This window comes from Flagellimonas sp. HMM57 (assembly GCF_021390175.1).
In the GTDB taxonomy this organism is placed as follows: Bacteria; Bacteroidota; Bacteroidia; order Flavobacteriales; family Flavobacteriaceae; genus Flagellimonas.
In genome coordinates this window covers 1449594-1465747 of sequence record NZ_CP090004.1, presented here as the reverse complement: position 1 = coordinate 1465747, position 16154 = coordinate 1449594, and the positions used below count along the sequence as shown (strand labels likewise).

Annotated in this window: 15 protein-coding genes; 4 read left to right on the top strand and 11 right to left on the bottom strand. The window is 38.1% G+C overall.

Annotation, left to right across the window (positions count from 1 at the left end):
* Nucleotides 1-14 precede the first annotated feature (14 nt).
* The 3 genes from LV716_RS06500 to aspS all read right to left on the bottom strand — a co-directional run bounded on the left by LV716_RS06500 (nucleotide 15) and on the right by aspS (nucleotide 3221).
* The gene (locus tag LV716_RS06500) at nucleotides 15-845 is read right to left on the bottom strand and encodes a tetratricopeptide repeat protein (RefSeq protein WP_163416944.1); all 831 of its coding nucleotides are present in this window, start codon (nucleotides 843-845) and stop codon (nucleotides 15-17) included.
* Nucleotides 817-1383 (bottom strand): hypothetical protein, encoded by a 567-nt coding sequence (locus tag LV716_RS06495; RefSeq protein WP_163416943.1) that lies wholly within the window; start codon nucleotides 1381-1383, stop codon nucleotides 817-819. The genes LV716_RS06500 and LV716_RS06495 overlap by 29 nt, the downstream gene beginning before the upstream one ends.
* Nucleotides 1384-1472: 89 nt before the next feature.
* Nucleotides 1473-3221, bottom strand: coding sequence for an aspartate--tRNA ligase (aspS, locus tag LV716_RS06490; RefSeq protein WP_163416942.1), 1749 nt, complete (start codon nucleotides 3219-3221; stop codon nucleotides 1473-1475).
* 372 nt (nucleotides 3222-3593) lie between these two features.
* Between aspS and LV716_RS06485 the strand changes: the two genes are divergently transcribed.
* Nucleotides 3594-3944, top strand: coding sequence for a toxin-antitoxin system YwqK family antitoxin (locus LV716_RS06485; protein ID WP_163416941.1), 351 nt, complete (start codon nucleotides 3594-3596; stop codon nucleotides 3942-3944).
* A gap of 81 nt (nucleotides 3945-4025) precedes the next feature.
* On the opposite strand, the gene LV716_RS06480 is transcribed toward LV716_RS06485, so the two are convergent.
* The 6 genes from LV716_RS06480 to LV716_RS06455 form a co-directional block, all read right to left on the bottom strand.
* On the bottom strand, nucleotides 4026-7535 hold the full coding sequence (locus LV716_RS06480) for an efflux RND transporter permease subunit (protein ID WP_163416940.1): 3510 nt from the start codon (nucleotides 7533-7535) through the stop codon (nucleotides 4026-4028).
* Between the two features lie 15 nt (nucleotides 7536-7550).
* The gene (locus LV716_RS06475) at nucleotides 7551-8726 is read right to left on the bottom strand and encodes an efflux RND transporter periplasmic adaptor subunit (protein WP_163416939.1); all 1176 of its coding nucleotides are present in this window, start codon (nucleotides 8724-8726) and stop codon (nucleotides 7551-7553) included.
* A gap of 23 nt (nucleotides 8727-8749) precedes the next feature.
* Nucleotides 8750-10087 (bottom strand): TolC family protein, encoded by a 1338-nt coding sequence (locus LV716_RS06470; protein ID WP_163416938.1) that lies wholly within the window; start codon nucleotides 10085-10087, stop codon nucleotides 8750-8752.
* Entirely contained in the window at nucleotides 10088-10693 is a 606-nt protein-coding gene (locus LV716_RS06465) for a TetR/AcrR family transcriptional regulator (RefSeq protein ID WP_163416937.1), read from the bottom strand.
* Between the two features lie 232 nt (nucleotides 10694-10925).
* The gene (locus tag LV716_RS06460; RefSeq protein WP_163416936.1) at nucleotides 10926-11321 is read right to left on the bottom strand and encodes a hypothetical protein; all 396 of its coding nucleotides are present in this window, start codon (nucleotides 11319-11321) and stop codon (nucleotides 10926-10928) included.
* Nucleotides 11322-11332: 11 nt separating this feature from the next.
* Nucleotides 11333-11872, bottom strand: a complete 540-nt coding sequence (locus LV716_RS06455; protein ID WP_163416935.1) for an RNA polymerase sigma factor — start codon at nucleotides 11870-11872, stop codon at nucleotides 11333-11335.
* A 120-nt stretch (nucleotides 11873-11992) separates the two neighbouring features.
* Here LV716_RS06455 and LV716_RS06450 point away from each other — a divergent pair, with 120 nt between their 5' ends.
* Nucleotides 11993-12976 carry a polyprenyl synthetase family protein gene (locus LV716_RS06450; RefSeq protein ID WP_163416934.1) on the top strand — a complete coding sequence of 328 codons (984 nt, stop codon included), beginning with the start codon at nucleotides 11993-11995 and terminating at the stop codon, nucleotides 12974-12976.
* Here the strand turns inward: LV716_RS06450 and LV716_RS06445 are convergent.
* Nucleotides 12973-14115 carry a lycopene cyclase family protein gene (locus LV716_RS06445; protein ID WP_163416933.1) on the bottom strand — a complete coding sequence of 381 codons (1143 nt, stop codon included), beginning with the start codon at nucleotides 14113-14115 and terminating at the stop codon, nucleotides 12973-12975. The two genes, LV716_RS06450 and LV716_RS06445, sit on opposite strands and share 4 nt — an antisense overlap.
* Before the next feature lie 26 nt (nucleotides 14116-14141).
* Nucleotides 14142-14444, bottom strand: coding sequence for an antibiotic biosynthesis monooxygenase (locus LV716_RS06440; protein WP_163416932.1), 303 nt, complete (start codon nucleotides 14442-14444; stop codon nucleotides 14142-14144).
* A gap of 228 nt (nucleotides 14445-14672) precedes the next feature.
* On the opposite strand from LV716_RS06440, the gene LV716_RS06435 reads away from it, so the two are divergent.
* Both LV716_RS06435 and LV716_RS06430 read left to right on the top strand, forming a co-directional pair.
* The gene (locus LV716_RS06435; RefSeq protein WP_163416931.1) at nucleotides 14673-15329 is read left to right on the top strand and encodes a metal-dependent transcriptional regulator; all 657 of its coding nucleotides are present in this window, start codon (nucleotides 14673-14675) and stop codon (nucleotides 15327-15329) included.
* Entirely contained in the window at nucleotides 15329-16150 is an 822-nt protein-coding gene (locus LV716_RS06430) for a ZIP family metal transporter (protein ID WP_163416930.1), read from the top strand. Before LV716_RS06435 ends, LV716_RS06430 begins: the two co-directional genes overlap by 1 nt.
* Nucleotides 16151-16154: the final 4 nt, after the last annotated feature.

Below are 16154 nucleotides of genomic sequence, written 5' to 3'. Positions count from 1 at the left end.
TTAAAAGTACTGATTTAGTCATCAATACTACTGCTCAATTCCTCTAAATCTTCCCAATAAATTTGTCGCAGAGCCTCTACATAAACCCTATTGTTGTAAAATCCTTTTTTAAAATCCACTTTAGCCTCTTCTACGAATTTCCTTGCTTTTTTGTACTGCTTTTGTTCGAGGAAAATTTTGGCCATATAGTATTTTGCGTCTGCAGAGGATTTGAAGTATCGCAGAATTTTTTCGAAGTCTTCCAAAGCTCTATCAGTATTGTCGGATTCATAATATGCTATGCCACGGTATAGAAATGCTTCCAATTCTACCCAATCTTCACCGGAATCGTTGGTTTCTTTTATAATGTGCTTGTCCCAATAGGCTATGGAATTCTGATAATCCTTCAATCCTAAATAAGCGATGCCCCTCCAAAAATCTACACTATGTCCTTGCGGATAATCAATATGGGGCGTTAAGGTATCTGAAGCATTAAAGTCGGCAATGGCCTTTTCATAATCTCGATAAAACCATAAATAGAGATAACCCCGCCATGGTTGCCAAGTTTTGGCATCGTAATAAACTGCTCGGTCTATAATTGGCCTCCATTTATGTGGCATACCTCTTTTAAGATATGCAACCGAGAGTTCTTGAATAGCCTCTGCATACGTGGTATCAATCTTTATAGCTGCTTCTATCCTAGTCATGCTTTTTGGTGAACCTTGAGGTAGATGTGAACCATTCTTAAAAACTTCTTCCGCACGGGCTCTTCGTTGCGCCGCATTTAGTTCGGGCTTTTTTTCATGGCAAGCCAAACAAAGTATGGCCAGATAAAGGCTAAGGTAGTATTTCAACAATTTCTCCATTTTCAATACGATAGGATAAGTAAATGTAAGAATCCCAAAATTCATCTCGAATAAAATTGGGATTCCAATTTTTTAATTGGGTTGTCAACTGAAAAATTTGTTCCACCATATCTTCGTTCAGTTTTTTGGGGTTGAGGTCCAAATCGTTTTCGTGTATGATATACCTTCCTGCTTTTCCGTGGCAATTTATCACAAATCTGATGTTAAGGTATCCTGAGTCCGAATACCCCTTGTTGGTATAATTTGTGAGAATAAATTTTCGCAGGCCATTCTTACCTTTGCTGTACGTGGCTTTTTCTGGATTATAATATTGACCTATTCGACGTTCGTTGCATAGTTTAAAGCCTTCGTTCAATCGAGCCTCATTAGGACTTATGTATTCCACATTATGGACATATTTTTTGAAACCTTTTGAAGAGTCACAGGATTTATCAACTGTTTTATTGCAGGACATGATGCCTACAATCCATATGGATACGGTAACTATTGATAATATTGATTTTTTAACCACTTTTAAAATTGATACTATTTTATGCATCGATTCTGTTTTTAATCGAAGACATAAACTCATATATTTTAACTAGAGGCTGAAACTTTTAATGAGGTTGCTATAAAGTTAAGCAAATATTATAAATCAAGTTTTAAATGTAGTTCTTTCAATTGTTCGTTGTCGATTGTTGCAGGGGCATCTATCATTACATCTCTTCCGCTGTTGTTCTTGGGAAATGCTATAAAATCTCGAATAGTTTCCTGTCCACCCAAAATAGCGACCAACCTATCAAGTCCAAAGGCAATTCCACCATGGGGTGGGGCACCATATTGAAAAGCATCCATTAAGAATCCGAATTGCGCTTTTGCTTCCTCTGGCGTAAAACCAAGATGCTTGAACATGGTAGCTTGTATTTCCTTATCGTGGATACGTATGGAACCGCCACCTATTTCATTGCCATTAAGCACCAAATCGTAGGCGTTGGCCTTTACGTCTCCGGGATTGGTTTCCAATAGCTCTAACTGTCCAGGTTTTGGTGAGGTGAACGGATGGTGCATAGCATGGTAGGTACCTGTTTCTTCATCCAATTCCAATAATGGAAAGTCAATCACCCACAATGGAGCAAATTCATCTGGTTTTCTAAGTCCTAAACGTTCAGCAAGCTCCATACGGAGTGCGCTCATTTGTGCTCTGGTTTCATTGGTGTTTCCTGAAAGCACGCATATCAAATCCCCTACTTTTGCATTCGTGACCTCTGCCCATTTGGCCAAATCACCTTGATCGTAAAACTTGTCTACCGAGGATTTATAGGTGCCATCTTCGTTACATTTTACATAGACCATGCCCTTGGCTCCAACTTGAGGACGTTTTACCCAATCCACAAGCTTATCAATTTCTTTACGAGTGTACGAAGCACCATCTGGAACTGCAATACCAACTACTAATTCTGCTGAGTTGAACACATTAAAATCCTTATGTTGGGCCACGGCGTTGAGTTCGCCAAATTTCATTTCAAAACGAATATCGGGCTTATCGTTACCGTACAGGCGCATGGCATCGTCATAAGTGATTCTTGGAAAATCCCCAGAATCTATACCATGTACTTCTTTTAACAGATGTTTGGTCAACCCTTCAAAAGCGTTTAGAATGTCTTCCTGCTCTACAAATGCCATTTCGCAATCTATCTGGGTAAATTCAGGTTGTCTATCTGCACGCAGGTCTTCGTCCCTAAAGCATTTTACAATCTGAAAATACTTGTCCATTCCACCTACCATTAGCAATTGCTTAAAGGTTTGCGGCGATTGTGGGAGCGCATAAAATTGTCCTTCGTTCATTCTGCTGGGCACCAAGAAATCACGTGCACCTTCTGGAGTGGATTTTATCAAATATGGTGTTTCCACCTCAATAAATCCATTGTCCGATAGATATTTACGGACTTCCATGGTAACCTTGTGCCTGAAGATAAGGTTGTCTTTAACAGGATTTCTTCGTATATCTAGATAGCGGTATTTCATTCTCAAATCCTCGCCACCATCCGTTTTATCTTCTATAGTGAATGGAGGTAGAATCGACTCATTCAAAATTTGAAGCTCAGAAACAAGTACCTCAATGTCTCCTGTAGGAATATTAGGGTTTTTGGAAGCCCTTTCTATCACCTCTCCCTTAACCTGTATTACAGTTTCTCTTCCCAGTGCTATGGCATTGTCCAAAAGTCCTTTTTCAGTGCGGTCTTGGTCGAACACCAACTGCGTAATGCCATAGCGATCGCGCAGATCTACCCAAACAACAAAGCCCTTGTCCCGTACCTTGTGTACCCATCCACTTAATGTAACCTTTGATGTAATATGTGATGCTCTAAGTTCACCACATGTATTGCTTCTGTACATAATCTTTAATCTGAGCGGCAAATTTAATAGGAATGTCCATATTAATTGCCAGTTATGGTCATTTTCTGAATCTTAATGTGCCATTGCTGTTTTTTGGAAGTAGTGGACGATGAAATAACTTGACAGTCATCATGTAATTGAGATGTGGCGTTAAGATTACAATCGTTTTTCTTGGATTAAAAGTAAGATTTGTTCGTTGATTGTTTCTTTTTTACAGCGCTCTTGATTTTTTAATCAATTGAAAATAAGTATTTTATAATCTTAAAGTTAATTTAATGTAAATTAATTGTTATTTAAACATGTAATTAATGTAAAATAATATTTACTTTTGTAACGTTAATGTTATTGAAATAATTTAAAACCCATATCATAATGAAGAAAGCAATATTTTTTTTAGCGGTGATGTTTTCGGTCTGTATATATGCTCAAGGTACAGAACCGACTTTGGAAAAAGTGGGGAAAATGGTAAAAGCTACATATTTTCACGAAAACGGTGAGATAGCCCAAACTGGCTATTTATTAAAAGGTAAGTTACATGGACAATGGTTCAAGTACGATACAAATGGTAAAAAAATTGCCTCTGGTAAGTACAATGAAGGTAAGCGAGCCGGGAAATGGTTTTTCTGGGAAGGTCAGATATTGAAAGAGGTCGATTTTGCGGATAATCGTATTGTCAACGTAAAGAATTGGAATCAATCTGAATTGGTTTCGGTAGATAAATAATTTTAGAATTAAGTGTGCTAAAAAGCCCTGACCGTAATTTTACGGTCAGGGCTTTTTATTTATGCTCAAACTAAATTAGGTCTAGGCCGCTATCTCCAGAGTTCCTTTTTTATTGTTCTCTTTCTTATTTCTATTTCTTCTAATCCTTACTTTAATTCTGTAGACAAGGCTGAAAAGAATTGGTACAACTACCAAGGTTAAGAACGTAGCCACTAATAGTCCGTAAATGACGGTCCATGCCAAGGGTCCCCAGAAAATGACATTATCTCCACCAAAATAGATATTGGGATTAAATTCACTAAAGAACGTAAAGAAATTAATATTGAACCCTGTTGCCAAAGGAATTAATCCTAAAATAGTAGTAATAGCGGTAAGCAATACAGGTCTTAGTCTCGCCTTACCTCCTTTTACTACAGCTTCCATAAAATCCTCTCGTTCCAACATGTCATCTTCTTCAAGGTCCAATGCAACTTTTTTTCTATCTATCACCAACTGAGTATAGTCCAAGAGTACCACACCGTTGTTGACCACGATACCTGCCAATGAGATGATGCCCATCATGGTCATTATGATAACGAAGGCACTACCGGTAGCAACAATGCCTCCAAATACTCCGATCAAACTCAAGAATATTGCTAACATGATGATTCCCGGTTTGGAAACCGAGTTGAATTGGAAAATCAAGATAAAGAAAATCAATCCGAGCCCAGTAAAGAAAGCACCCATCAAAAATGAAAACTCTTTTTCCTGCTCTTCTATTTGACCCGTATAGTCAATTTTGATATCCGCAGGAAGTCCATCAAAATTCTTCATTTCGTCTTGAACTTTGCTTACAACTACTCCCGCATCGTTAAACCCTGGAGCAAGTGCAGAATAAACCGTAACAACACGTTTAACATCACGATGTTTTATGGCGCTAAAACCAGAACTGTTCACTTGTTTGGCCACTGCAGAAACAGGAACTTCCTTTATTTGGCCCGAGGATGCATCCCTGAATGTGATTTTTTGGTTGAAGATTGCACTCGTATTGTATCTATTCTGTTCATTGAAACGAACATAGATGTCATAGTCCTCGCCATCTTCTTTGTAAATACCAGCTTTGGCCCCAAAAATTGAATTACGTAATTGTTGTCCAACTTGTCCGGTGGCAACACCGAGTTCGCCAGCCTTTTTACGATCAACTTCAACCAACATTGCAGGCTTGGATTTGTTCACATCGACCTTAAGCTCATCTATACCTGGGATGTTCTTTGAGTTGATGTAATTCCGCATTTTCTCCGCGGTAACAATCAATTCTGAATAGTCATCACCTTCCAATTCTATATTTATAGGGTAACCGGCTGGCGGGCCAACGGCATCTTTTTCAACAGAAATCGCAACACCGGGATAGATGTCTTTTAATGCCTCTTGAATCTCTTTCATGAGTTCATTACTATCCGCTCCCTCTCTAAACTTATACTCTCTCATCGTAGCGGTTATCTTTCCACGATGGGGCATTTCTGCAGCTGAACCTCCATCCGTCATTGGATTTCCGGCTCCTTCTCCAACCTGTGATACCGCACTTTCTGTTAAAAAGTTGAAATCCGCGTTCATGTAGGTATTTTGGTTGATGATATCATAAACCCGCTCTTCTATATCTTTTGTGATAGCATTGGTTTTTTTAATATCGGTACCTTCTGGATATTCAATGTAAACCGTAATTTGATTAGGAGTATTATCTGGGAAAAATTCGATAGCTGTCCGTTGGGTAGCTGCAGAGAATATAAACCCAGCTATGGCTACAAACAGAAGTACAAAGGTTCCAACAGCAATGAAAATTGCTTTTTTGCCAGACAAAGCATAGCGCAATGTTCTTTCATACAGACGTTCCCATCTTGGCAAAATCTTGTTCTGAAACCCGTTCGCCCAATTTCTTAAGAAAAGTCTGTAAATCCACAGTAAGATAGCTGTAAACAACATTAAAGTGCCCAGTGCCCGGTAGGCTCCGCCAAAAATCAAAATCAGTAGTCCTATTACGCCCATAATTGAGGTAGTTCTAATAATTTGTTTTAACGGCATACTTTTGTCCTCTGTGGTCATAAACTTGGAGACCAATACAGAGTTAAAAAAGATAGCAACAAATAGTGATGAACCAAGAACTACGGAAAGGGTTACAGGGAAGTAGATCATAAACTGCCCCATCACTCCTGGCCAAAGACCAAGCGGAACAAACGCTGCTACCGTTGTCAACGTAGATATGATTATAGGAAACGCGATTTCCCCAATCCCTTTTTTAGCCGCTTCTACGCGCGACATACCTTCCTCATCCATTAAGCGGTATACATTTTCGACAACAACAATTCCGTTATCTACCAACATACCAAGCCCCATGATCAATCCAAAAAGAATCATGGTATTCATGGTGTACCCCAAAAGATTCAAAATCATGAGTGACATGAACATGGACATTGGGATGGCAAAACCAACAAACAATGCATTCTTGAATCCCAGAAAGAACATAAGTACTGTAACCACCAGAATGATCCCAAAAATAATGTTGTTCACCAAATCATCTACTTGACCTATGGTTTTGGAGGATTGATCGTTTGCAATGGTCACTTCTACATCCTGTGGAAATACGTTTTTTACAGCTTTGTCAACGATGACTTGAATTTGTTCTGCCGCAGCAACCATGTTTTTGCCGGCACGCTTTTTTACGTCCAACATAACTACTGGGTGTCCAAATTCCCTTGCGAACGTAGTTTTATCCTCTTCTTTAAAGGACACTTTTGCTATATCCTTTAAATAGATAGGATTACCGTTTTCGGCTTTGACAACAAAATTTTCAAGCTCACTGGGTTTGTCGATTTCACCAACTATTCTAATGGTTCTTCGCTGTCCGCTCGTAATAAGATTACCTGCGGAGGTCGTCATGTTTTCCCTACTGATCGTATTGATAACATCATCGAAACTTACTTGTGCAGCCATCATTTTATAGATGTCCACTGCAACTTCTACCTCTTTCTCCTGAACCCCTCTAATATCTACCTGCTTTATTTCCTGCAAGCCCTCGATTTCATCTTCTAAATATTCCCCATATTCCTTTAGCTTATCAACTGGATAATCACCGGAAATATTGATATTGAGAATTGGTATTTCTTCGGACATGCTCAAGTCAAAGACATTGGGCTCTACTTTAGCCCCATTGAAGGTAGGCCAATCTTCACCAGCAGTTTCGGTGTCTACCTCGTCTTTTACTTTTTGTAAAGCAGCTTCAACAGTAATCTTTTCATCAAACTCAACAATGATCATGGAATAATCCTCTTGCGATGTAGATGTAATCTCGGTTACGTTACTTACCGTTTTCAACTCATCTTCGAGTGGATCGGTAATCAATTTTTCAATATCCTCAGCAGTATTCCCAGGGTATATGGAGCTAATGTAGATTTTGGTTTCCTTTATCTCTGGAAAGCTTTCCCTTGGCATACTAAAGTAAGCCGAAGCCCCCAAAAATAAGATTACAGCAATTAAAACATACATGGTTGTTTTATTGTCGATAGCCCAAGACGATAGCTTAAATTCTTTGTCTACTTTTTTCTTTTGCTTACTCATATTTCTGTCTTTTGACTATTCAGCATTCTTAATTTTTACTTTTTGCCCTTCTTTTACGCTTCTGGCACCTTCATCGATGATGCCGTCACCATTATTTATTCCAGAAAGTACTTCTACAAAGTCTCCTTGCGTTTTTCCTGTTGTAATAATGGTCTTCTTGGCAATGGCATCAGCGGAGACCGAATCACCCTCGACCACATATACATACTGTTCTCCTTCTGCATTTTCAGATACAATACTTTGAGGGATTAGAATGGCACTTTCATTGGTATAGTCGTTGATCATTACCCTTGCGGTCAAGTTGGGCTTTACCCTACCATCATTACTTGGAACGGGTATTTCAGCGGTAAAAGACCTATTACTTGGGTTAATGAAATTGCCTGTTTGCCTGATTTTGGCGGTAACACTATCACCTAACACAGGAAAATAAACATTTACATTTTTCCCAGGTGTAACATTGGGCAGGTGACTTTCGGGCACTTCTACTTCAATGTACATGTTCGATAGGTTAACGATTCTAAAAACTTCAGAACCAGGGCCTGGAGCTACCACTGTCCCTTGGTCTTTTATAACATCGTCTATGATTCCTGAAAACGGTGCCCTGATATTGGATTTAGAAACCTGGCTCTGCATTTGTTTTACAGCGCTTTCTTGTGCTTCGTAAGAAGTTTTTGCCTGCAGGTACTGAATCTCTGAACCGATATTTTGTTCCCAAAGTCTCTTTTGTCGCTCAAAAGTAGTCTTAGCCAGTTCGGATTGCGTTTTCATTTGTGCCAATTGACTGGACAATCCACCATCGTCTATTGATGCAAGTAACTGACCTTTGGAGACTTTTTGTCCTTTTTTGACATAAACACGATTCAATGTTCCGGATATTTCTGGATAAATAAGCACATTTTGTTTGGTCATTACATCTCCTTGGAGTTCAAGATAATGGTCAAAGTTTTCTGCTTTTGCTTCTATGGTGGTAACCAATGGTAGTTTTTCATTAACATCCAAAGTAGCGATTACAGAGTCCAATGAACGGATTTGATTTTCCAAAACCTTTTGTTGTTCAGAGATTTCGCTTCGTTTTGTGCGCATGGCAGCCAAATCGTTTCCAGCAATAACACTTTCCACTGTGGCTTTGGAATTTCCGCCGCAAGAGTATAAAATGACTGATGTAAGGACTAGATATATGATTGTTTTCATGATGATGTGGTTTTCTTTTTTGATTATTGATTAAGTATGATTTCCAGTTCGGTTTTTCTATTGATAACATCTACCATTGATTGTAGATATTCCTGCTGGGTCGTGTACAGCTGCGTTTGTGCTTGCCTCAATTCAAAACTGGTAGCTATACCTTCTGAATATTTTATCTGATTCTTGTTTTCAATACGTTCGGCAAGTTTTAAGTTTTCTTTTGAAGTACCGTATTCCTCTATCGCCAAAATATAATCGCTCTTTGCATTTGCCAGTTGAAGACGTATTTGCTCCTCTGCTTCTGTAAGTTGTGTTTTTGCTTTTTCCAAGGCGATTTTTGCCCTTTGGGTACTTGCGCTTCTTTTGAAAGAACTAAAAATTGGGATGTTCAAGTCAACGCCAAAGTTTGAAAAAGCAAACCAGTCTTGTCCGTTATCCAAAAAAGTGAAACTATCCCCAAACGAAATACCGCCATAGTTAATGAAAGCGTTAAGGGTGGGCAAAGCTCTACTTTTGGCCAATTTTAATTCGTAAAAGCGTTGTTCATTTAAATTGTCGGCAAGTTTAAAATCAACATTGTTTTCCATCTTAAACTCGGTATCTAACAATCCCAAATCTATTTTTTCTTGGGCCAGATCATCCAAGTTCTCCGTAAGACTTGTTGGAGAATCAATGGGCAACCCCATCATTAGATTTAGCATTTGTAACGTAATCTTTTCCAAACGCTTGGCATTCTTCAGTTGATTTTCAACTGAAGAAAGGGTGATTTGCAATTGGTCTACACTTTCTTCATCTCCAAGCCCATTTTCAAAGATGCGTTTGGTTTCATAAAGATTTTTCTCTAAAGTAGTCTTGTTGTTTTCTGAAATTAGAACACTCTCTTGAGCCAGAAGTACATTACCGTAAGCTTCCACTACCGCTTTGCGAACGTCTAAATCCGTTTTTTCTTTGTTGTTCTGGCTATAGCTCAAAAAAGCTTTTGTTGCTTGTACTCCAACAATATAGGAGCCATCAAATATTTGTTGCCTTAGCGTAGCCGTTGCCGTTGCCTGTTGGGGCTGTCCAAAAACAACTTCTACAAAAGTACCGGGTTCACCATCTGCAATTTCACCAGGTAACTGAACTACTTGCTGTTTTAATTGGTTCAGATAATTTACGGTACCGTCTATCTGTGGTAATCCTCCAGCAATGGTTTCCCATTTTTGTTTTTGGGCATCAACAATATCCCTATCGGCATTGATGGCCTTATAGTTGTTCTGTAGTGCATATATGATAGCCTCGTCTAGACTAAAACTAGTTTTATCGGTACTTTCTTGAGCCAGTAAAAACCATGGCAAAATCAAAAGTATACTTGTAAGTGTTGTTCGCATTTATTCTTGGTTTGAGTTGATGATTGAGTTTAATATTTTTCTTCCTTTTGGGGTTACGATTCCCCTTAAATGATATTCTAAGTAATAGTCTTCCAGCTCAATTTTCGTGAACATGGTTGATGGAAAAAGGTCCAAGTCGCCAAGACTTACCGCACCCGAAAAGTAAATGCGGGCTACAAATTGTATGTTCAGATTTTCGCGGTATATTCCAATTTCCATTCCTCGTTTTATATTATCGACCACACATTTTTGCATTACTTCGAACTCTTTCTTTTTTAGAGTTTCAAAAATTTTTGGATAATATTTTCGTAGTTGATGCTGCGGGGACGATTTCTCATCTTTTAAATGTAGCATCACAAACTTTTTTATTTCATACAGTTCCTCAATAGGGTTTTTTTTATCGGTCAGAATCTCGTCAATGCCATTGGAAATACACCAGAATAAATCCATTGTACTTTCTTCTATCAATTTGGTCTTATTGTCAAAATGGGAGTAGATCGTCTTTTTTGAGATTCCCATTTCATTGGCCAAATCGTCCATGGTAACACTCTTAAACCCCAGATTTAAAAACAATTCCGTTGCTTTGTGTAAAATTTTTTCTCGCATAACAGGGCGCTAAAGTATACATGGAAACTTTAGAAACAAAAAAAGTTTCTAAAGTTTTACATTTTTTTAACGTCTTATTCATTTTCAGTTTTCACATCTAAATGAATACTATAGAGACGAAAGTGCGAATTGATTTTGGACTGAATTGTCGTTTTTTTTCTTGAATACATGAAAAAATGTCCTGTATTGCTTCTCATTCTGGCCTTTAAAGAGGCAAGTCTTTTTTTGGGGATCATTCTTCTTTTTGTTTACGGGTTACATAATCTGTGTAAGCAGACTTACCTTCTTCTTTCCAAAATGCATCGTAATGTTTCCAGTCGGAAAATTCATCTTTAGAGTCGCAAAACCGTTTAAGTTTGCTTTGGTGTTTATTCTTTTTATGGTTTTTGCTTCCACCTTTGTTGCCAAAACCAAAGATTATTTTGGCCAATGCCAGTAATCCCATTGCTTGCCAATAACTCAATGTTGCTAAGCCAAAAATATCGGGCATAAGCCAATTCCATAGTAGCATAAGGATATATCCCATTAGAAATATAAACAGGATACCAATGAAAATCATGAACAGGACCTTAAACCCTTTGGTGACATATTTCTCTATTTTTCTCTCGTATTTTTCTCGTTTTTCCATAATTTATTTTTTTATGTACTTGTTTTTTCTTGTTCTAATTTTTTTGATAATATAGATAATGCCCTATGTCTTCTGGACATTAAAGTACCTTGGGAAATACCGGTCTGCTCCGATATTTCTCTATAGGAATATCCTTCAAAGTCTATGGCCAGAATAATGTCCCTATAGTCTGGCTTTAAGCTTTCTATCTCGTATTTTAAGGCATTTTTTAAGCCTGGGGGATAGGCATTGTCGGCATCACTGTAAAATAATTCAGCAAAGTCGGCCCAAAGTCTGTCAATTTCATCATTTTCTTGTCTTACCCTTTTTCCCGTCCGCATAATGTCGATGATTCTATTTTTGATAGCATTGTAGACAAAACCAGCAATATTGGTTATGGGCGAAGCGTCTTCTGACCTTGAAAATATGCGCAGCGCCACATCTTGTATTATATCTTCGGCATCCTGCTCGGTAGTATCCGTTATTTTTGAATGCACATACCCTCTTAAAGAACTATATTCTTCACTAAAAAAAGTGGATAGTTTATTATGATTTTCTTTATTGGATACCATTCAAAAAAGGCTGTTAGCTGTCTTCAATTATAAAGACGAACATTTTCAAATCTATTGCGTTTTCAGATAAACTTTTTTTAAATTTTGCTTTCGTGTCTTTATTGACATTATTTTTGATTCATGGTAAATTCAAAAACTATAGACGACTACAGGGCGGAATTTGTTTCGTACCTGAACCAAGAAATCCAATCAAAAGAACCTAAAAACCTTTATGAGCCCATCAATTATATTTTGGGGCTGGGCGGTAAGCGTCTGCGTCCAGTACTAACACTTATGACAACTGACTTGTTTGGTGGTAAGTCCAAAGATGCCATGAATGCCGCATTGGCCGTAGAGATGTTTCATAATTTTTCGCTGGTCCATGACGATATTATGGATGACGCCCCGCTCCGAAGAGGGAAAACTACAGTGCATGAAAAGTGGGATATAAATACGGGTATTTTGTCCGGTGACGCTATGCTCATCAATTCGTATCAGTTTTTTGAAAGTTATCCTCCCGATAGTTTCAAGGAACTTATATCATTGTTCAGTAAAACAGCGGTTGAAGTTTGTGAAGGACAGCAGTATGATGTGGATTTTGAATTACGGGACGATGTAAGTATTCCCGAGTATCTAAAAATGATAGAATACAAAACAGCAGTTTTGGTCGCTGCGGCCATGAAAATGGGAGCTATAATTGCCAACGCATCCCAGCAAGACGCCGATGCTATATATGATTTTGGAAAGAATCTTGGATTGGCATTTCAACTTCAAGATGATTATTTGGATGCTTTTGGGGACCCTAAATCTTTTGGCAAACAGGTTGGTGGGGATATTATAGAAAACAAGAAGACCTTTCTTGTTTTAAAAGCGATGGAGCTGGCACCAAAAGAACAAAAAGAAGGTCTTATGCATTTGTATTCCATAAGACCAAAAGAAGCCACTTCTAAGATTGAGACGGTAAAATCAATTTTTATGGAAAGTGGTGCCGTTGAAGAGACAAATGCTGCCATAGCTGATTATACAAAGAGGGCTTTTAATGCGTTGAACGCTATCAATATTTCAGAATCGAATAAACAGGTATTGAAAAAGTTTGGTGAAAACCTTATGAAACGGACAGTTTAAAAAATCCTGCTTAAAAGTGCTTTTATAAATGGGAAGGGTTTTGGTGCCGACATAATTTTTATATCCTCCCAAAGCGAGGTTTCGTTATCTAAAAATTTTAAGATAAGCGATGCTTTTCTCCTTTTAAATAGTGATTCAAAAATCGGTTGTCCCAAGTGGTTCTTCTTGTAAAGAATATCTAACAACAATAGATCGTAAAACCAGAATTTATCTTTCTTGGCAAATTGTTTTAAAGGTTTTTTCTTTTTTAGGTGACCAATCAATGCATCCACTTTTTTATTGGTATTGTAAAAAGTAAAACCTGTGCTTGGTTTTGCCCACCCTCCTGCAATGCCAATATGTAAGATTCTATTGGAATTATGTTGATGAAACTCATAACAGGTCATTGGAATATTGCCACTTTCCTTTTCCAAAATAGTATAGTTGGAGCATTCCAATTTATTTTCTAGGTAATCTATGATACCTTTTTCATATTCCGAACGTTCAAGTGTAGTATTGGAAAACAAGGTGTATTCCAAGAGGGCTTGGTTTTCAGAGAAAGGAAGTACGTACATAAAACGTGTGTTTCCTTTCTGTGGAATTGAAAAATCCATAAAGGTAGCCTCATCCGGTTTGAAGACCGGTTTTTCTGTTTTAACGAACCAGCCCACAAAGTGCTGTTGTAGAACAGGATATTTTTTTTGGTTTTTGGCTTGTTTATAATCAAAGAGGCTATTGAAGACTTTTCCCCCGGTATGGCTCTCGGTCTCGGTAACTACCGTTACATCATTTTCGTTGTCTTGAATATCGATGACCTTGTCGTGCAGCCAAGTAACATTCGCAGAATTCTTGACTTCACTTATATATTGGTTATAAAAGTCGATTCCTCGAAGCATCTTATAGCAATACGGATGCAATGGTGTTGAAAGCGCTAGCTTTTTACCGGCAAAAAAAATGTTTGGCCATTTTCTGTATATGAGTTCATCAAATTTACCACTGCCTTTCTCCCAAAAACACCAAGTACGGTCATTTTTGGTCTTATCATCTTTATCAATTATCAATATGGATTTGGATGAAAAAAAGTCATCTTTTCCAAAAGCGCTGGCCAATAGAAGCCCCGAAGCTCCAGCGCCGATAATGATGTAATCGTAGTTAGGCATTCATCAAAAATAAGGAATGGAAAGTTCTACTCCGCAAAAACTTCATAATGCGTCACTTTTTCTTCAAATTCCAGTAAGTACTCATGATCAAGCGTGTAGTATTTGGCAATTTCAAAATCATCACCAGCAAAATTTTTGATGACACCAATGTTCTCCCAGTAGGTTATTAAGGTAAAATGGGCAATATCCCCCTCAATTCTTCTTAAAAAAGAGAGCTTTACAAAACCTTTTGTTTCTCTATAATCTGGTATCGCTTTAGATTTCATAAAGGCGGTGTACTCCTCATAATCTTCAGCCTTAGTTGTTCCATGCCATATTCGTGCAATCATAATGAGTTATTTTGCTGTTCGCTAAGAATAAATGTATTTCAATTATTCCAGTTCCTGAACAAACATAACTTTCCTTTGGGAATTCTAGCTATACTTTTATTTAATAATGTTTATGGACTATGCTTTAAAATTTAAGAAAGTGTTTTGTATATCAATTTGAAAGCGATTTTAGAGTCATCTAAAAATTTGTTTTTACAAATAAAAATGTATTTTTGAAAAAATATTCTTATGACTCGCTCTGAGGAGAATTATATCAAAACCATATTCCATTTAGGAGGGAATACTACAACACTTGTTGCCACCAACGCTATTGCGGAACAGATGGAAACAAAGCCGTCCTCGGTAACGGATATGGCCAAAAAACTTGCAGACAAAGAGTTTTTAAACTACCAACCCTATCAAGGTGTTTCTTTGACAGATTTTGGAATAAAAACAGCGCTTTCCATTATACGCAAGCATCGTTTGTGGGAAGTGTTTTTAGTTAGGAAGCTGGATTTCTCTTGGGATGAAGTTCATGAAGTGGCCGAACAGTTGGAACACATTAAAAGTGAAAAATTGATCGATAAGCTCGACGAGCTTCTGGACTTTCCAAAGTATGATCCACATGGTGACCCTATACCCACAAAGGATGGAATCTTTTTAGAACGGGACAAACAATTGTTGAGCGAACTACCAATAAATACCAAGGGAGTTTGTGTAGGCGTAAAGGATACCTCATCAGCTTTTTTAAAGTTTTTGGATAAGTACAATATTGCCTTGGGCAAAACGATAGAGGTTTTGGAAAGAGAAGATTTTGATGAATCGTTGCATATAAAAATGGAGGGCAAAGACCTTCATATATCCCATCAAATAGCATCTAACCTATATGTTAAAAAGAATGACTAATGGAACAGGTTGTCCAATATTTTGAAAGTATCAATCCCATTTTAGCAGCTTTTTATGCTACACTTTTCACGTGGGGATTAACCGCCGCCGGAGCAGCTTTGGTGTTTTTCTTTAAAGGAATGAACCGTGCGGTACTGGACGGAATGTTAGGTTTTACTGGAGGTGTTATGGTTGCAGCAAGTTTTTGGAGCCTACTTGCACCGGGTATTGAAATGAGCGAGGGAGAAGGTTTTGTAAAAGTGATTCCGGCTGCGGTAGGATTTTTATTGGGAGCAGCTTTTATTTTTGGTCTGGACAAAGTACTTCCGCATTTGCATATCAATTTTAAAGAAAGTGAAGCCGAAGGCGTAAAGACACCTTGGCACAGAACAACCTTGTTGACTTTAGCAATTACATTGCACAACATTCCGGAAGGATTGGCCGTCGGAGTACTTTTTGGAGGTGTGGCCGCTGGTTTTGATGGTGCAACGATTGGCGGGGCAGTTGCACTGGCCTTAGGGATAGGCCTACAAAACTTCCCTGAAGGCTTTGCAGTAGCAATGCCACTTCGTAGACAGGGATTGAGTAGAACTAAAAGTTTTATGTTTGGGCAAGCTTCTGCAATGGTAGAGCCTATTGCAGCTGTTTTGGGAGCTTGGGCCGTACTCACTTTTGAACCTATTTTGCCCTATGCACTATCTTTTGCAGCCGGGGCTATGATTTTTGTAGTGGTAGAAGAAGTTATTCCCGAGACCCAAAGAGATAAATATACCGATATAGCTACGATGGGTTTCATAGGAGGTTTTATCATTATGATGACTCTGGATGTAGGACTAGGGTAACAAT

Excerpts from the sequence above, each read along its gene's own strand:
- LV716_RS06455 (WP_163416935.1), bottom strand. The coding sequence starts at position 11,872 with ATGGTATCCAATAAAGAAAATCATAATAAACTATCCACTTTTTTTAGT.
- LV716_RS06435 (WP_163416931.1), top strand. The coding sequence starts at position 14,673 with ATGACTCGCTCTGAGGAGAATTATATCAAAACCATATTCCATTTAGGA.
- LV716_RS06440 (WP_163416932.1), bottom strand. The coding sequence starts at position 14,444 with ATGATTGCACGAATATGGCATGGAACAACTAAGGCTGAAGATTATGAG.
- LV716_RS06470 (WP_163416938.1), bottom strand. The coding sequence starts at position 10,087 with ATGCGAACAACACTTACAAGTATACTTTTGATTTTGCCATGGTTTTTA.
- LV716_RS06475 (WP_163416939.1), bottom strand. The coding sequence starts at position 8,726 with ATGAAAACAATCATATATCTAGTCCTTACATCAGTCATTTTATACTCT.
- LV716_RS06445 (WP_163416933.1), bottom strand. The coding sequence starts at position 14,115 with ATGCCTAACTACGATTACATCATTATCGGCGCTGGAGCTTCGGGGCTT.
- LV716_RS06480 (WP_163416940.1), bottom strand. The coding sequence starts at position 7,535 with ATGAGTAAGCAAAAGAAAAAAGTAGACAAAGAATTTAAGCTATCGTCT.
- LV716_RS06495 (WP_163416943.1), bottom strand. The coding sequence starts at position 1,383 with ATGCATAAAATAGTATCAATTTTAAAAGTGGTTAAAAAATCAATATTA.
- LV716_RS06500 (WP_163416944.1), bottom strand. The coding sequence starts at position 845 with ATGGAGAAATTGTTGAAATACTACCTTAGCCTTTATCTGGCCATACTT.
- LV716_RS06450 (WP_163416934.1), top strand. The coding sequence starts at position 11,993 with ATGGTAAATTCAAAAACTATAGACGACTACAGGGCGGAATTTGTTTCG.
- LV716_RS06465 (WP_163416937.1), bottom strand. The coding sequence starts at position 10,693 with ATGCGAGAAAAAATTTTACACAAAGCAACGGAATTGTTTTTAAATCTG.
- LV716_RS06430 (WP_163416930.1), top strand. The coding sequence starts at position 15,329 with ATGGAACAGGTTGTCCAATATTTTGAAAGTATCAATCCCATTTTAGCA.
- LV716_RS06485 (WP_163416941.1), top strand. The coding sequence starts at position 3,594 with ATGAAGAAAGCAATATTTTTTTTAGCGGTGATGTTTTCGGTCTGTATA.
- aspS (WP_163416942.1), bottom strand. The coding sequence starts at position 3,221 with ATGTACAGAAGCAATACATGTGGTGAACTTAGAGCATCACATATTACA.
- LV716_RS06460 (WP_163416936.1), bottom strand. The coding sequence starts at position 11,321 with ATGGAAAAACGAGAAAAATACGAGAGAAAAATAGAGAAATATGTCACC.